The 17,111-nt window shown below is 39.2% G+C and carries 15 protein-coding genes; 10 read left to right on the top strand and 5 right to left on the bottom strand.

Features of this window, described 5'->3' with window-relative positions:
- Window positions 1-88 precede the first annotated feature (88 nt).
- Window positions 89-1,135, top strand: coding sequence for a nitrogen regulation protein NR(II) (glnL, locus tag DK866_RS11255; protein WP_109408965.1), 1,047 nt, complete (start codon window positions 89-91; stop codon window positions 1,133-1,135).
- A gap of 10 nt (window positions 1,136-1,145) precedes the next feature.
- On the top strand, window positions 1,146-2,570 hold the full coding sequence (gene glnG, locus DK866_RS11260; RefSeq protein WP_109408966.1) for a nitrogen regulation protein NR(I): 1,425 nt from the start codon (window positions 1,146-1,148) through the stop codon (window positions 2,568-2,570).
- A gap of 19 nt (window positions 2,571-2,589) precedes the next feature.
- Here glnG and hemN read toward each other — a convergent pair whose 3' ends face one another.
- The 5 genes from hemN to DK866_RS11285 form a co-directional block, all read right to left on the bottom strand.
- Window positions 2,590-3,963 carry an oxygen-independent coproporphyrinogen III oxidase gene (hemN, locus tag DK866_RS11265; protein ID WP_109408967.1) on the bottom strand — a complete coding sequence of 458 codons (1,374 nt, stop codon included), beginning with the start codon at window positions 3,961-3,963 and terminating at the stop codon, window positions 2,590-2,592.
- 862 nt (window positions 3,964-4,825) lie between these two features.
- Complete coding sequence (locus DK866_RS11270) at window positions 4,826-5,482, bottom strand: DUF799 domain-containing protein (RefSeq protein WP_109408968.1); 657 nt, start codon at window positions 5,480-5,482, stop codon at window positions 4,826-4,828.
- A complete protein-coding gene (locus tag DK866_RS11275) occupies window positions 5,479-5,838 on the bottom strand; it encodes a DUF4810 domain-containing protein (RefSeq protein ID WP_409076896.1) in 360 nt (119 codons plus the stop codon). The genes DK866_RS11270 and DK866_RS11275 overlap by 4 nt, the downstream gene beginning before the upstream one ends.
- Before the next feature lie 18 nt (window positions 5,839-5,856).
- Complete coding sequence (locus DK866_RS11280; RefSeq protein WP_109408970.1) at window positions 5,857-6,531, bottom strand: CsgG/HfaB family protein; 675 nt, start codon at window positions 6,529-6,531, stop codon at window positions 5,857-5,859.
- A 479-nt stretch (window positions 6,532-7,010) separates the two neighbouring features.
- Window positions 7,011-9,353, bottom strand: a complete 2,343-nt coding sequence (locus tag DK866_RS11285) for a Tex family protein (protein ID WP_109408971.1) — start codon at window positions 9,351-9,353, stop codon at window positions 7,011-7,013.
- Window positions 9,354-9,533: 180 nt separating this feature from the next.
- Between DK866_RS11285 and greB the strand changes: the two genes are divergently transcribed.
- From greB to phoU, 8 genes are all read left to right on the top strand, one after another.
- Window positions 9,534-10,013 (top strand): transcription elongation factor GreB, encoded by a 480-nt coding sequence (greB, locus tag DK866_RS11290; protein ID WP_006534574.1) that lies wholly within the window; start codon window positions 9,534-9,536, stop codon window positions 10,011-10,013.
- A gap of 150 nt (window positions 10,014-10,163) precedes the next feature.
- Window positions 10,164-10,886, top strand: a complete 723-nt coding sequence (gene ompR, locus DK866_RS11295) for an osmolarity response regulator transcription factor OmpR (RefSeq protein ID WP_036933800.1) — start codon at window positions 10,164-10,166, stop codon at window positions 10,884-10,886.
- The gene (gene envZ / locus DK866_RS11300) at window positions 10,883-12,223 is read left to right on the top strand and encodes a two-component system sensor histidine kinase EnvZ (protein WP_109408972.1); all 1,341 of its coding nucleotides are present in this window, start codon (window positions 10,883-10,885) and stop codon (window positions 12,221-12,223) included. The genes ompR and envZ overlap by 4 nt, the downstream gene beginning before the upstream one ends.
- Window positions 12,224-12,432: 209 nt before the next feature.
- Complete coding sequence (pstS, locus tag DK866_RS11305) at window positions 12,433-13,473, top strand: phosphate ABC transporter substrate-binding protein PstS (RefSeq protein ID WP_109408973.1); 1,041 nt, start codon at window positions 12,433-12,435, stop codon at window positions 13,471-13,473.
- A gap of 76 nt (window positions 13,474-13,549) precedes the next feature.
- Window positions 13,550-14,509 carry a phosphate ABC transporter permease PstC gene (gene pstC, locus DK866_RS11310; protein WP_098941662.1) on the top strand — a complete coding sequence of 320 codons (960 nt, stop codon included), beginning with the start codon at window positions 13,550-13,552 and terminating at the stop codon, window positions 14,507-14,509.
- 1 nt (window position 14,510) lies between these two features.
- Window positions 14,511-15,413, top strand: coding sequence for a phosphate ABC transporter permease PstA (gene pstA / locus DK866_RS11315; RefSeq protein ID WP_109408974.1), 903 nt, complete (start codon window positions 14,511-14,513; stop codon window positions 15,411-15,413).
- A 30-nt stretch (window positions 15,414-15,443) separates the two neighbouring features.
- A complete protein-coding gene (gene pstB / locus DK866_RS11320) occupies window positions 15,444-16,220 on the top strand; it encodes a phosphate ABC transporter ATP-binding protein PstB (RefSeq protein WP_006534565.1) in 777 nt (258 codons plus the stop codon).
- A gap of 14 nt (window positions 16,221-16,234) precedes the next feature.
- The gene (phoU, locus tag DK866_RS11325) at window positions 16,235-16,969 is read left to right on the top strand and encodes a phosphate signaling complex protein PhoU (RefSeq protein WP_109408975.1); all 735 of its coding nucleotides are present in this window, start codon (window positions 16,235-16,237) and stop codon (window positions 16,967-16,969) included.
- The last annotated feature ends 142 nt before the right edge of the window (window positions 16,970-17,111 follow it).

Raw genomic sequence — 17,111 nt, forward strand, 5'->3', positions numbered from 1 at the left:
CTTAAGGAGTCCGTCTATTCACTTACGCATTGGTTCATTAATGCAATAAAGGTAAGATGCACTAAAATGGTGCAAAGAGGTATTCAATATGGAAACGGCAGACTTACCTGATAACACATTAATTCTGGACTCATTGATACACTCAGTATTGGTTATCAACAAAGAGTTTATTATTTGTTATGCGAATCATTCTGCGTTACAGGTTTTAGCACAAAGCCGCCGAAAATTATTTGAAACGCCTTTTACTGCCTTATTCAGCTATTACTCTTTTGATGCTGATTTAATGCGTGAAACGTTAGCGAGTGGACAAAGCTTTACTGACAATGAAGTGATATTGGTTGTTAATAACCAATCACACACAATGTCGCTCAGTGCCCAACCTATTTCCGAGCAACACATTTTGCTGGAACTGGCGCCTATGGATAGTCAACGCCGGTTAAGCCAAGAGCAGATACAACAAGCACAGCAAATGGCAGCGAGGGAATTGGTTAGGGGGCTGGCACATGAAATTAAAAACCCGTTAGGTGGGTTAAGGGGCGCGGCACAATTGCTGGCAAAATCATTGCCCGATCCTGCCTTAACAGAATATACGCAAGTTATTATTGAACAAGCTGATCGCCTTCGTGTGCTGGTGGACAGACTACTTGGCCCACAACACCCAGGAACAAAAACATATCAGAGTATTCATCATGTTGTTGAGCGAGTGGCTCAACTTATTTCACTTGAATGCCCTGACAATGTCACCTTGTTAAAAGATTACGATCCTAGTTTGCCTGAGTTATCACATTACCCAGATCAAATAGAACAAGTACTCCTAAATATTACACGCAATGCTTTACAAGCCGTTGAAAAAACAGGAGGGACGATTATCTTGCGTACCCGTACTGCTTTTCAAGTCACACTCCATGGTGAACGTCATCGCCTTGTTGCTCGTATTGATGTAATTGATACTGGCGATGGGATACCTTCTCACTTACAAGATACTCTTTTTTATCCCATGGTAAGCGGTAGAGAAGGAGGAAATGGATTGGGATTATCAATTGCGCGTAATTTAGTGGATCAGCATGCAGGTAAAATTGAATTTACCAGTTGGCCTGGGAATACCGAATTTTCTATTTATTTACCAATTAAGTAGGAGATAACTAATGCAAAAAGGAAATGTGTGGGTTGTCGATGATGACAGCTCTATTCGCTGGGTACTGGAACGTGCAATTTCTCGTGAAGGCCTTGTATGTAAAACTTTCGAACATGCAAATGATGTACTTAACGCCCTCAATACAGAAATGCCAGATGTCTTGCTATCTGATATTCGTATGCCTGATATCGATGGTTTATCTCTTCTTAAAATCATTAAAGAAAGCTACCCTACTTTACCCGTGATAATTATGACTGCGCATTCTGATCTGGATGCCGCAGTAAATGCTTATCAACAAGGGGCTTTTGATTATTTACCAAAACCCTTTGATATTGATGAAACCTTAGCATTAATTGATCGTGCAATTACGCATTATCGCGAGCAAAAACAGCCCAATACGACTGAACCTACTCTGCAATCTGTTTCTGATATGATTGGTGAAGCGCCTGCAATGCAAGAGGTTTACCGTATTATTGGTCGACTTTCTCGCTCCTCAATCAGTGTACTTATTAATGGTGAATCAGGTACCGGAAAAGAGCTAGTCGCACATGCATTACATCGCCACAGCCCAAGAGCTTCATCTCCTTTTATTGCTCTCAATATGGCAGCTATTCCTAAAGATTTAATTGAATCAGAGCTTTTTGGTCATGAAAAAGGGGCATTTACAGGTGCGTCTCAAGTACGCCAAGGGCGATTTGAACAAGCAAATGGGGGTTCTCTTTTTCTTGATGAAATTGGTGATATGCCCCTCGACATTCAGACTCGGTTACTACGAGTGCTTGCTGAAGGACAATTTTACCGAGTAGGCGGCTATGCTCCTGTTAAAGTTGATGTGCGTATTATTGCCGCTACACATCAAGACTTAGAAAAACGCGTTCAAGCAGGTGATTTTCGTGAAGATCTCTATCATCGACTTAATGTAATACGTATTCAATTACCACCATTACGTGATAGAACTGAAGATATTCCCAGCTTAGCGCGCTATTTTCTGCAAAAAACAGCAAAAGAATTGGGCGTCGAAGCCAAAGCTCTTCATCAGCAAAGTTTGCAAATAATGATGGAATACAACTGGTCAGGTAACGTAAGACAATTAGAGAATGTGTGTCGCTGGTTAACGGTAATGACGGCAAGCCAAGAAATTATGCCTCAAGATTTACCACAAGAAATTCGCCAACCCGATGAGAAAGCAAAAAATATCAGTCGCATTGCTTCATCTCAACATTGGTCACAACATCTTTCATTATGGGCAGATGAAGCATTAGCTGAAGGAAAAGACAATATCCTAACGAATGCATTACCTCAGTTTGAACGGACACTTTTACTCAGCGCCCTAGCCTATACACAAGGCCATAAACAAGATGCCGCACGATTATTAGGTTGGGGAAGAAATACATTAACCCGAAAATTAAAAGAATTAGGGATAGAAGAATATTAGTCCTCTACCCCTCTTTTATTTAAATAACACGAGAGAATTGGCGTTGGCGCATTTGATTTCGTAAATAGGTATCAAAACACATGCAGATATTACGAATAAGCAAACGTCCTCTTGGTGTCACTTGAATGCTATCAGCTGTTATTTCAACTAAACCATCATCTTTCATTGGCACAAGTAATTCTAAATCTTCTTTAAAATAGTCATGGAAGACAATATCGTGCATTTTTTCAATATCAGAAAAATGCAAATTAAAATTACAAATTAAGGTCTTAATTACATCACGGCGAATACAATCATCACTAGTCAGTGATAAACCTCGCCATAGTGCATTACCTTCACTATTTACACGCGCATAATACTCTTTCAATACCTTCTCATTTTGCGCATAGTTATCCCCTAACATACTAATTGCAGAAACACCCATACCTAATAAATCACACTCTTCATGAGTGGTATATCCTTGGAAATTACGATGTAAAATACCTTTGCGCTGAGCCACGGCTAATTCATCATCAGGCTTAGCAAAATGATCCATTCCAATAAATTGATAGCCATTTGTCGTTAGCGTAGAAATGGTTTCTTGTAATATTTCTAATTTTTCTTCCGCTAAAGGGAGATCTTCATCTTTAATTTTACGTTGAGCCGCAAATAAATTAGGCAAATGAGCATAATTAAATACACTTAATCTATCTGGCGATAATTCAATGACACGTTTTAATGTAAAGGCAAAACTCTCTTTGGTTTGCTTAGGTAAGCCATAAATTAAATCAATACTAGTAGAGTGAAAACCCACTTCACGCGCACGCTCTACTAATGCAAAAATAAATGCTTCATCTTGCTCACGATTTACTTTTTGTTGTACTTCTTTATTGAAATCTTGCACGCCCATACTCAGGCGGTTAAAGCCTTCATTACGCAAATGATCGATAACATCTAATTCAATCTCACGCGGGTCAATTTCAATAGAAAGCTCTGCATTATCGACAAAATGAAAATGCTGACGTAATAACGAAACCAATCGACTAATTTGTTGCTTATCCAGAAAAGTAGGCGTACCCCCACCCCAATGCATTTGAGTTACTTTTCGGTCTTTAAAATAACGAGCTCTATTAATAATTTCTTTTTCTAAAACATCAAGATACTCGTCTGCTTTATGTTTATGCCGCGTAATAATTTTATTACAACCACAGAAATAACACAGCTTATGGCAGAAAGGAATATGGATATAAAGTGATAAAGGGCGCTCAGGATAACGTTGAGTCGCTTTGATAAAATCAGCATCACCATATTGTTGATTAAATTCCAATGCTGTTGGGTATGATGTATAGCGAGGACCTGAATAGTTATACTTATGGATCAGGTCAAGATCCCAAATAATTGTTTGTTCTGACATGCCTCTACCTTCCAAAAGTGAACCGCTGATATCTCATACCAGCAAACAGACATTATGAATATCTGAAATAATAGTGTAACCAATAAATCGATAACTGAATATGATCGAAAAGGGTATCGTATAGATCCCCTTATCTTCTTATTGATAGGCTATCCTGCTCGAACACAGGATGTGATATAAATCACATTACACAAAAATAGTCTTACCCATAAAAGATATTCATGAATAAATTAAGTTTATTCAATATGTTAGTTAACGTTTATTATTTTAAAATAACGCTTATCAACTTTTACCCAGAGTTTAAAACGATATATTACTCAAAATACGATTTAAATTAATTAAATATCTCGTTATATTAATTTTATTATTTTTTTATTCTCTCGTAATTCGATGATTATAATAATAGCCATAATTATATCTTTACCTAAATTATAATATTACATACCCTAGAACAAAACATTGATTAATATCCAAATCAGTCGTGTTTTGATTTAAATTTGAGAGTCATTTAAAGAATAAAGGTCGCTATATTACAAGGAAAGATAGCATCCCCCATACCTTATCTTATTCTAATTGACCATTCTCTTATTTTATCAGTCTCTTTTATATACCCGAATTATGGATTATTAACCATGGAAGGAAACGGACTAGCAACCAAGGATGGTTTCTCTTTTCAATAAAAATAATCCTCTATTTTATTTTCTTTATTATTAATCTAATTTCTTTGATTAAAATATCTGCATTCCTTTAATGGCTAATAAGAATTATTATTATTTGATAATAACAAATAGAAAGGCTCTGTTTATTATGAACACATAAAACAGAGCCTTTTTCTTTATTATGGTTAATTTATAGCATTAAATTATTTTGCTTCTTTACCATAATTAGGTGAGCGAGGGCCGTATAAAATACCATTTGCTTTACCTGCTGAAAGTAACCGCACACTGGTTATTCCTGCAATTTGATAACTCTTATCAGAAACGGTATTAACGATTTGATTCACAACAGCAGAAACCAACATTCCCACTAAGCTGCTTGATGAACTTTCTGTCTCTGTACTTGATGCGGTTGCAGAACTGCTCCACAACACACCACCATTACGGAGATCAACAAGTTTAGCGCTAACAGTGACTCGTGTATCGCTGGAAATAACTTGGTATGACGTGCCGAATTCAGTGATATCTAAGTATAAAACCGCATCAGCACCAAAGATTTCACGCAATTTATTCGGACTTACTGCGTGAATATCTCCAGCCATTGATAGACCATTTTGCTTAAATGTCTCTTCAACAACCGCAACCGGGAAAACATAATAGCCCGCTTCAGCCAAAGGATACGTCACTTGAGATAAGAAACTATGCCCCGCACCAACCTCTGTTGTGTGGTTTTGTGGCACTAAAACTAAAATACTTTTTGGCTTACTTTGTTTAAAGGCGGTGTAATCTGTTTTGACAGGTTGAGCACAACCCGTTAATACCAACGCAAACGCAAAACACATTAAAGCAAATAAACGACTCATTTTTGCATTCCTTTGTTTTTCATCAGGCGATCCATAAATTCTGCTGATTCAGGGTAAAGTGCTTTTTCCTCATTAAATTCAGCCATCGCTAAATCTAATGCACCTGTTGCACCATATAACATGCCTAAATGCGCATGTAATCCTGGAGGAATACCTAATGATTTAGCGCGGGAAAGTTCAATACTTTTCTTTAATGCATCAATCTGTGCTTGAGGGTCACTTTCACTTTGTTGATAGTGTTGATAAACCACTTGTTGATAGCTATCCCAGTTATAAAGCGGTTTAGGGCCACTTGCGCACCCTGTTAATAATAGCGCGCCAAAAGCAAGGCTCATTAATGATTTTAACATTGTTATATCCTTATAAAATGAGCATTATTTCGAAGGCTGCCAAGCATTGCTCTCAATACCAGCTACTAAATTATTAACCGCTTCACGAATAGCGAGATCAAGCACTTTACCGTTAAGGGTTGAGTCATAGCTTGCTGTTCCACCAAACCCGATGATTTCACGGTTAGAAAGTTCATATTCACCTGCACCTTGAGATGAGAACACCACTTCTGATGTGTTTACATTCACAACGTTTAAATTCACTTTGGCATAAGCAACTTGAGTTTTACCGCGACCTAAAATACCAAATAATTGGCGATCACCCACTTCTTTACGACCAAATTCAGTGACATCACCAGTAATAACATAGGTTGCACCTTTTAATTGCTGATTTTGGCCTTTAATACCCGCTTCTTCTTTTAATTCAGATAAGTTAGCTCTATCTAATACATTAAAACGCCCAGTCTGTTGTAAATGTGTCATTAAAATAGTTTTGGATTGGTTACCTAATCTATCAACACCATCAGAGAATATTCCATTCATATAACTAGAACGGTTATCAAACTTACCAATTGAAATAGCGCTTTTTGTCCCTGTATAAGTCGTGTTATAGGTTGCGACTTTAGCAACATCTAAAGAGCGTGAAGACTCTGAAGCACACCCTGCAAGTAATGTTGCAGAAACTAAAATCAAGCCAAGTGATAATTTATTTAAATTCATATTAATAACCTAATAAAGGTGAAATAAATCCATAGATATTCATTCTATTAATTAAAATAGAGTTGATATAAACAGAAAAAATGGTTTTCAGTTTTAGCTCATAGAAGTTCACTTAAAAACCTTATTAGTAATAAGGTTATAAGACGATCAACTCATATTTATAATATAAAGGTAATCAGCGATGGGGAGAATAGAAGATAGATGATAAAAACAATAATAAATAAATATAGAGATGAAATAGAGAATACTTTATTTATTATTTTTTTAATATCGCTTAAGTCAGATTAAAACTAAACCGAGCAAAAATGAAAAGTAAATGAGAGGATATTTAGTTTGCGCTCTTCTTTATCAATGTTTTGTTATTAGAAAATAGCTTGAATAAGGCAAAATAAAAAATGTGGTGCCATCGATATTCATGACACCACATTCAACAACGTTAGAGCCCCTAGCTCATTAACACCATAACCATAAATATGTTATTAGCGTTTTTTTCCAAATGCAGCGGCTAACGCGTCACCCATTGCACTATTTCCCGCATTATTACCGCTATTTGTTGATTGACGGTTATTACGAGCTGGCTTCTGCCCTTTATTATTTCTAGGGTGATTATTACTATTACTCGGTGATGATTGTCTATTTTCACTATCACCAGCAACTTCATCTAAACGCATAGTTAATGCAATACGCTTACGAGCTAAATCAACTTCAAGAACTTTGACTTTAACAATATCACCTGTTTTTACCACAGTATGCGGATCATCAATAAATCGGTCAGCTAAAGAGGAGATATGAACCAAGCCATCTTGGTGTACACCGATATCAACGAATGCACCGAAATTAGTCACATTAGTCACGGTTCCTTCAAGGATCATGCCACTAACTAAGTCATTCATTGTTTCGACACCTTCAGCAAAAGTCGCAGTTTTAAACTCAGGACGAGGGTCGCGCCCTGGTTTTGCTAACTCCTTTAAAATGTCATTAATTGTTGGTAGACCAAATTGCTCTGTGATAAACGCTCTTGCATCAACCTGTGAGATCAAAGCGCTATTTCCCATTAAATCGTCAATCTTTTGCTGCGTAGATTGCAGGATATTTTCAACAACTGGATACGCTTCTGGGTGAACTGTTGACGCATCCAGCGGATTTTTACCATCACGAATACGCAAGAATCCTGCACATTGCTCAAAGGCTTTTGGCCCTAAGCGTGCGACTTTGAGTAACTGTTTTCTATCAATAAAGCGGCCGTTCTCATCACGCCAATTAATAATATTTTGAGCGATAGATTGGCTAAGCCCCGCAACTCGCGTTAATAATGGTACTGACGCTGTATTTAAATCCACACCAACACCATTCACACAGTCTTCAACAACAGTATCAAGTTTTCTGGCTAATAATGTTTGGCTAACATCATGCTGATATTGGCCAACACCAATTGATTTAGGATCAATTTTTACAAGCTCAGCCAACGGATCTTGTAAACGGCGAGCGATAGATACCGCACCACGAATAGACACATCCAAATCAGGAAACTCATTAGCAGCAAGCTCTGATGCGGAATATACGGACGCTCCCGCCTCGCTCACAATTACCTTTTGTGCTTTGACGTCTGGGTAACGTTTTACTGTTTCAGCAAAAAAGCGTTCGGTTTCACGAGAAGCAGTACCATTACCAATCGCCACCAGTTCAACATTATGCTTAATACATAACTCCGCGACACTGGCAGCCGCTTTATCAGCTTGGCCTGTATGTGGATAAATCGTATCGGTTGCAATTAACTTACCAGTGCTATCTACAACGGCAACTTTCACACCGGTACGTAAACCAGGATCAAGCCCCATAGTGGCTCGCATACCCGCAGGTGCCGCCATCAGTAAATCATTTAGGTTTCGAGCAAAAACATTAATAGCTTCTTCTTCCGCCTTTTCTCGTAATTGGCTCATCAATTCTGTTTCAATATGCATTAAAACTTTAATACGCCAAGTCCAGCTTACAACCGCTTTGCGCCAGCTATCTGCTGGTTGGTTGTTTAAGCGTAATCCTAAATGCTCTGTGATAAGTTGTTCACCGTAGCTTTCTTTAGGTGCTTCTTCAAATTGCGGCTCAGGATTAAGTGATAATTGTAAAATACCTTCATTACGACCACGAAACATGGCTAACGCACGGTGAGAAGGAACATTGGCAATCGGCTCATGACTGTCAAAATAATCACTAAACTTCGCACCTTCGGCTTCTTTTCCTTCCACTACTTTGGAAACAAGATGTGCATTTTTCCATAAATATTGACGAACTTTCGCCAATAATCCAGCATCTTCAGAAAAACGCTCCATTAAAATATAACGCGCACCATCTAAAGCGGCTTTAGTATCATTCACGCCTTTTTCTGCGTTGATATAAGCGGTTGCTGCATCTTCTGGGTTATTTTGTGGCTCATTCCACAACAAGTCTGCTAAGGGCTCTAACCCATTTTCAATGGCGATTTGCCCACGAGTACGGCGTTTAGGCTTATAAGGAAGATAAAGATCTTCAAGCTCTGTTTTACTTTGCGTTTCATTAATTGAAGAACGTAACTCAGGTGTTAATTTTCCTTGTTCTTCAATTGATTTTAAAATGGTTTGGCGGCGATCATTGAGTTCTCGTAAATAACTAAGGCGAGTTTCTAACTGACGTAGTTGCGTATCATCTAACCCACCAGTGACCTCTTTACGGTAACGGGCAACAAATGGCACCGTATTCCCTTCATCCAGTAACGTTATGGCCGAAAGGACTTGCTGAGGCTTAACCGTGAGCTCTTCTGCAATAATTCGGCTTAATGATTCATTCATAATATATTTACCTACCGAGAGGAATAATTTTAAAGAGGGCTATTATACACACGCCACACTAAAAAAATTTGGCAAATTTCCGATTACACTCGACAATTATGAGGAAAATAACAGATTAATTTATCATTCACGCTATAGTATCTTTATGAAATTCAATGTTGATGATAGTTTTAATTCGTAATGGCAAAAAGTAACTATATTACTCGTGATGGCTGGTATGCCTTAGACAAAGAGCTAAAATATCTTTGGAAAGAAGAACGTCCTCGTGTCACACAATCAGTTTCAGAGGCAGCGGCACAAGGTGACCGTTCAGAAAATGCTGAATATATTTATGGAAAGAAGCGGTTACGTGAAATTGACAGACGTGTTCGCTTTTTATCAAAACGTCTTGATGAGCTAAAAATTGTTGATCCCGATCCTCGCCAAGAAGGAAAAGTTTATTTTGGTGCTTGGGTCACGCTTGAAGATGATGACGAAAATGTCAAAACTTTCAGACTTGTGGGGCCTGATGAGTTTGATCCGGCAAAACAGTGGATTTCTATAGATTCTCCTGTTGCCCGAGCTCTCATTGGTAAACAAGTTGATGATGAAATTAGTGTGCAAACACCAGGTGGTGAAGTTAATTACTGCGTATTATCTATCAAATATCATTCGGAATAAGACAAATATATAGATTTATTACCTTTATTATCACTAAAGAACAAGTTTTATCTATAAATTATTAACATTTATTCTTTGGTTTTGGTTTAATATTCTTAACGATGATAGAATTCGCTAACAAAAGCATTTGCACTTCGGGAGCTTAAAAAAATGCAAGAAAGTTATAAAGTGCTAATCGTGGATGATGATTTACGTCTACGTTCACTATTAGAGCGCTATTTGACAGAGCAGGGTTTTCAAATCCGTACTGCTGCAAACGCTGATCAAATGGATCGTCTGCTCACTCGCGAATCTATCCACCTTATCGTGCTCGACTTAATGCTTCCAGGTGAAGATGGCTTATCCATTTGCCGTCGCTTAAGAAGCCAAAACAACCCTATCCCTATTATTATGGTTACAGCAAAAGGGGAAGAGGTTGATAGAATTGTTGGGCTTGAAATTGGTGCTGATGATTACATCTCAAAACCATTTAATCCAAGAGAATTACTGGCTCGCATTCGCGCAGTACTTCGCCGTCAAGCGAACGAATTGCCGGGTGCTCCTTCACAAGATAATGCCATTATCTCCTTTGGTAAATTCAAGCTAAACCTTGGTACACGCGAAATGTTCCATGAAGAAGAGCATATGCCTCTAACGAGTGGTGAATTTGCTGTATTAAAAGTACTGGTATCTCACCCTCGTGAGCCTCTTTCTCGTGACAAATTAATGAGCCTTGCTCGTGGTCGCGAATACAGTGCTATGGAACGTTCAATCGACGTTCAAATTTCTCGTTTACGCCGAATGATTGAAGAGGACCCAACACATCCTCGCTATATTCAAACGGTTTGGGGTCTTGGTTACGTCTTTGTTCCTGATGGAACCAGTGCTCAATGAGAAGGCTGAGGCTTTCCCCTCACAATAAACTGACACGTTCGTTATTTCTGGTTATCTCGCTACTTTTTTTTAGCTTGATAGCCAGTTATATCGTTGTACAGCACCTTATTGTTGGGCCAAGCCTTCAGCAATTTAATAAAGTTTTAGCGTATGAAATACGCACATTAATGCCTGAAGAACTTATTTTAGTTGATGGCACTCCACTCAAAATCTCCCCGGCTTTACGCAATAAAATCTATAGCGAATTAGGTATCTCTTTTTTTGATAAAGAGAGCGCGCTTGAGGAAGGACTTTATTGGGCTAAAATCGATGACGATTTAAGTGAACAGATGTCTGAATATCTGGGTGGCGAAACTGAAATTTGGATTGAAAACACGCTGGAATACCCTGTTTTATGGGTTAATACACATATTTCCCCCTCTCTTTGGATCCGCGTTCCTCTCACTGAGTTAGGGCAAAATTTCCTACTGCCAGTTTATCGACAAGCGATTATTTTTATTATCATCGTTGTCGCTTTTTTTTGGCTATATAACCGTTTTCAAAATCGCCCACTCAATGAAGTAGAATATGCTGCACGTCGTATCGGTAAAGGGGTTATTCCACCACCTATTCCTGAATCTGGCTCCTCTGAAATGCGATCAATCATTCGCGCATTTAATCAGATGTCATCGGGTATTCGTTCATTAGATAATGATAGAACACTCGTTATGGCTGGTGTCAGTCATGACTTGCGTACACCTCTTACCCGTATTCGCCTTGCCACTGAAATGATGAGCCCAGAGGATAGCTATCTTGCTGACTCTATCAATAAAGATATTGAAGATTGCGATGCCATTATTGGCCAGTTTCTAGACTATATGCGCACAGGTAAAGAAATGTCTTTAGAACTGTGCGATATGAATAATCTATTACAAGAAGTGATTTCGGCTGAATCTAATTCAGGTAAAATAAGTGAAGATCATCTTCATCCTGAACCCATTAATATTACGGCTAATCCTATCGCTGTGAAACGAGCACTTGCCAATATGATTGTAAATGCGACCCGCTATGGCCATGGCTGGATAAGTGTTTCAAGTGGAAAAAATGAAGAATATGCATGGTTTCAAGTCGAAGATGACGGCCCTGGTATTCCACAAGAAGACCGACAACGTCTTTTCCAACCTTTTGTTCAAGGTGAACAAGCGCGTAGCTCAACAGGTGCAGGTTTAGGGTTATCCATTATTCGCCGTATTATGGATGCTCACGGTGGTTATGTTGAACTTGATGATAGCGTTAAAGGTGGATTACTTATCCGTGCTAATTTTCCATTAAAAGAGCGTGATGATGAGGATGATTAATTTTTCTTTCTGATAAAACCCTTTTTTATTCCGCTACTTTTGCTCTATCTTTTCTTCTCCCTCTAAATATTTCATCATTTTTTTACTTTGTCATAAAACTGTCACAATTAAGACATTTAATTGTCATCTAACTGACCTATTGTCTGTGCGTACCGTAACCGAAGTTGATAGATGTCGAAAATTATTCTACCTATCCCACAGGAGGGATTATGAAACTGATGCGTACCACCCTGACTAGTGTCATTGCCGCTGCGTTTTCAATGACCGCTCTTTCTGCACAGGCAACGACCTCGCTGACTGGTGCTGGCGCAACGTTCCCTGCCCCAGTTTATGCTAAATGGGCAGATTCCTATCAGAAAGAAACGGGTAACAAAATTAACTACCAAGGCATTGGCTCCTCTGGTGGTGTAAAACAGATTATTGCAAATACCGTTGATTTTGGTGCTTCAGATGCTCCATTAGCGGATGACAAGTTACAAGCTGACGGTTTATTTCAATTCCCAACCGTGATTGGTGGCGTTGTTATGGCGGTCAATATTCCTGGTATCAAATCAGGTGAACTGACCTTAGATGGCGACACTATCGGTAATATCTATCTAGGCAAGATCCAAAAATGGAATGACCCTGCCATCACAAAACTCAATCCAGGCGTAAAATTACCAGACCAGAATATCGCGGTTATTCGTCGTGCTGATGGTTCTGGAACTTCTTTCGTTTTCACTAGCTACTTATCAAAAGTAAATAGCGCATGGAAAGATGAAGTAGGCGCGGGCTCTACCGTTAAATGGCCAACAGGCTTAGGTGGTAAAGGAAATGATGGCATCGCTGCATTCGTTCAACGTGTACCAGGTTCAATTGGTTATGTTGAATATGCTTACGCGAAACAAAACAACCTTGCTTATACTAAATTAGTCACAGCTGATGGCGAAGCAATCACACCAACAGCAGACAGCTTTAGTGCCGCAGCAAGAAAAATTGATTGGAGCAAAAGCTTTGCACAAGACCTGACTAATCAGAAAGGTGAAAACGCATGGCCGATTACTTCAACCACCTTTATCTTAGTGCATCAAAAACAACAAAATGCAGAAAAAGGTAAAGAAGTGCTGAATTTCTTCAACTGGGCTTATGACAAAGGTAATCAAGAAGCGAAAAATCTAGATTACGCAGTATTACCTGCAGAAGTTGTAGAACAAATTCGTGCTGCATGGAAAACAAGTATTAAAGACAGTAATGGCAAACCGATTTACTAATAAAACCGGTAACCATTAAGAGATAAGTTAACGTTCACCCCCTGCTAACAGGGGGTAATAAATTAAAAGAGGCTTTATGGCCGAGCACACAACGGTAATAAAGGCCCCTAGTAAACGAGGGGACGTTATTTTCAGCGCACTAGTCCGTCTAGCTGCGTTGATTACGCTTTTGCTTTTAACAGGTATCATTGTTTCACTGATTTTTGCCTCATGGCCAAGTATTCAGCAGTTTGGCCTTTCATTCTTATGGACAAAAGAGTGGGACCCACCAGCACAGGAATTTGGTGCATTAGTGCCTATTTACGGCACCATTGTAACGTCAATCATCGCACTGGTTATTGCTGTTCCTGTCAGTTTTGGTATTGCCCTTTTCCTCACTGAATTAGCACCTAATTGGCTAAAACGCCCATTAGGTATTGCAATTGAGTTACTCGCGGCTATCCCAAGTATTGTTTATGGTATGTGGGGACTGTTTGTCTTCGCACCACTGTTTGCAACCTATTTCCAAGAGCCGGTAGGCAATGTGCTTTCTTCTATTCCTATCGTTGGTGAGCTTTTCTCAGGCCCTGCTTTTGGTATTGGTATCTTAGCAGCGGGGGTTATCCTCGCTATCATGATCATTCCTTATATCGCCTCTGTGATGCGTGATGTGTTTGAACAGACGCCTGTCATGATGAAGGAATCTGCCTACGGTATTGGCTGTACAACATGGGAAGTGATTTGGAATATCGTTCTACCTTATACCCGTAACGGTGTCATCGGTGGCGTTATGTTGGGATTAGGTCGAGCCTTAGGTGAAACCATGGCGGTGACCTTTATCATCGGTAACACCTACCAATTAGATTCTGCCTCGCTATTTATGCCAGGTAACAGTATCACGTCTGCATTAGCCAATGAGTTTGCTGAAGCTGAAACGGGATTACATACTGCGGCATTAATGGAATTAGGGCTTATCCTGTTTGTCATCACCTTTATCGTACTTGCGATTTCTAAGTTTATGACATTACGTTTATCTAAGAATGAAGGAGCGCGTTAATATGTCTAAAACATCCCCTTCTTCATTACAAGTTCAAACAGAGAGCGAACTGCAAGTACGTCATAAACGCCAACTTTGGCGTCGTCAAAAAAACCGTATCGCACTGTTTTTATCTGTATCTACTATGGCATTTGGTCTTTTCTGGTTAACGTGGATTTTATTCTCAACAATCACAAAAGGCGTTGATGGCATGTCCCTTGCGCTTTTCACCGAAATGACACCGCCGCCAAATACTGATGGTGGTGGATTGGCGAACGCCATTGTCGGTAGTGGATTACTCATTCTTTGGGCCACAGTGATTGGCACACCATTAGGTATTCTTGCAGGGATTTATCTTGCAGAATATGGCCGTCGCTCATGGCTTGCTGAAACCACCCGCTTTATTAACGATATTTTGCTGTCAGCGCCATCAATTGTTGTCGGGCTCTTTGTCTACACCATTGTGGTCGCACAGATGCAGCACTTTTCAGGATGGGCAGGTATTATTGCTCTTGCCTTACTGCAAATTCCTATCGTTATTCGTACCACTGAAAATATGTTGAAGTTAGTGCCTGATAGTTTACGCGAAGCTGCTTATGCATTAGGAACACCAAAGTGGAAGATGATCTCTAAAATCACCTTAAAAGCCTCGGTATCAGGCATTATTACAGGTGTGTTATTAGCGATTGCACGTATTGCAGGTGAAACGGCACCACTGTTATTTACTTCACTATCGAACCAATTCTGGAGCACAGACTTAAACGAACCGATAGCTAACTTACCTGTGACTATCTTTAAGTTCGCCATGAGTCCTTTTGCACAGTGGCAAGAGCTTGCCTGGGCTGGCGTATTACTTATCACCCTCTGTGTTCTATTTATCAATATTATCGCGCGCGTGCTGTTTGCTAAACGCAAGCACGGTTAACGCAGAAAGTTAAGCAAGAGAGAACGTTGAATGATTATGGCTAATGATAACGCAGGAAATAAAATCCAAGTTCGTGACTTGAACTTCTATTACGGTAAATTCCATGCGCTGAAAAATATCTCTTTAGATATTGCCAAAAATAAGGTGACCGCCTTTATCGGACCTTCTGGCTGTGGTAAATCCACCTTACTGCGTACTTTTAATAAAATGTATGAGCTTTATGGCGAACAGCGTGCAGAAGGCGAAATTCTGCTTGATGGCAACAACATCTTGACTGATAAGCAAGATATCGCGCTATTACGTGCAAAAGTCGGTATGGTGTTCCAAAAACCAACTCCTTTCCCGATGTCAATTTATGACAATATCGCTTTTGGTGTACGCTTATTCGAAAAGTTATCTCGCGCTGATATGGACGAACGTGTTCAATGGGCTTTAACAAAAGCCGCATTATGGAACGAAACCAAAGATAAATTACATCAGAGTGGATATAGTTTATCAGGCGGTCAGCAACAGCGTTTATGTATTGCACGCGGTATCGCTATTCGCCCTGAAGTATTATTGCTTGATGAGCCTTGTTCAGCACTTGATCCAATCTCTACAGGTCGTATTGAAGAACTTATCAGCGAGCTCAAATCAGAATATACCGTGGTTATCGTGACACATAACATGCAACAAGCAGCACGTTGTTCTGATTACACTGCATTTATGTATTTAGGCGAGTTAATTGAATTTAGCGATACGGATACGTTATTTACGCGTCCTGCGAAAAAACAAACTGAAGATTATATCACTGGGCGTTATGGCTGATAACGAGGCAATAAATGGATAATTTAAATCACAATAAGCATATTTCTGGTCAATTTAATGCTGAGTTAGAGCATATCCGTACTGAGCTGATGGTTATGGGTGGGCTTGTTGAAGAACAACTGAAAAAAGCCATTATGGCAATGCACAATCAAGACCAAGCACTGGCAAATGAAGTTATTCAAGGTGATCATAACGTCAATATGATGGAAGTTGCCATTGATGATGCGTGTATGCGAATTATTGCTAAACGCCAGCCAACAGCGAGTGACTTACGTTTAATTATGGCGATATCAAAAACGATCGCTGAGCTAGAACGTATTGGTGATGTTGCTGAAAAAATCTGTAAAACAGCACTTGAAAAGTTTTCACATCAACATCAGCCATTATTAGTCAGTTTAGAATCTTTAGGCCAACATGCGATACAAATGCTTCACGATGTTCTTGATGCCTTTGCGCGTATGGACTTGGATGAAGCAGTGCGTATCTATCGTGAAGACGCCAAAATTGATAACGAATATGAAGGTATCGTTCGTCAATTAATGACTTATATGATGGAAGATCCTCGCACTATTCCCAGTGTGTTAACCGCCTTATTTTGTGCTCGTTCTATTGAACGCATTGGCGACCGTTGTCAGAATATTTGTGAGTTTATTTTCTATTACGTAAAAGGTCATGATTTCCGCCATTTAGGGGGCGACCAAGTAGAAAAAATGCTAACAAAAAGTGATGGTAACAATACCACCAAATAAATTTCTCTCTTCTTCTCTTTTCTTACAAACAGCGATAATTATGTCGCTGTTTTTTTATTCCCTCATAAATTTAATACCATGTTAGCTCAACGCTTTTTCTCACCTTATTCCTTAAAAGTATATCCATATCAATTTTTATTAT

Origin of the sequence: Proteus genomosp. 4 str. ATCC 51469 (assembly GCF_003144375.1) — a bacterium.
Lineage (GTDB): Bacteria > Pseudomonadota > Gammaproteobacteria > Enterobacterales > Enterobacteriaceae > Proteus.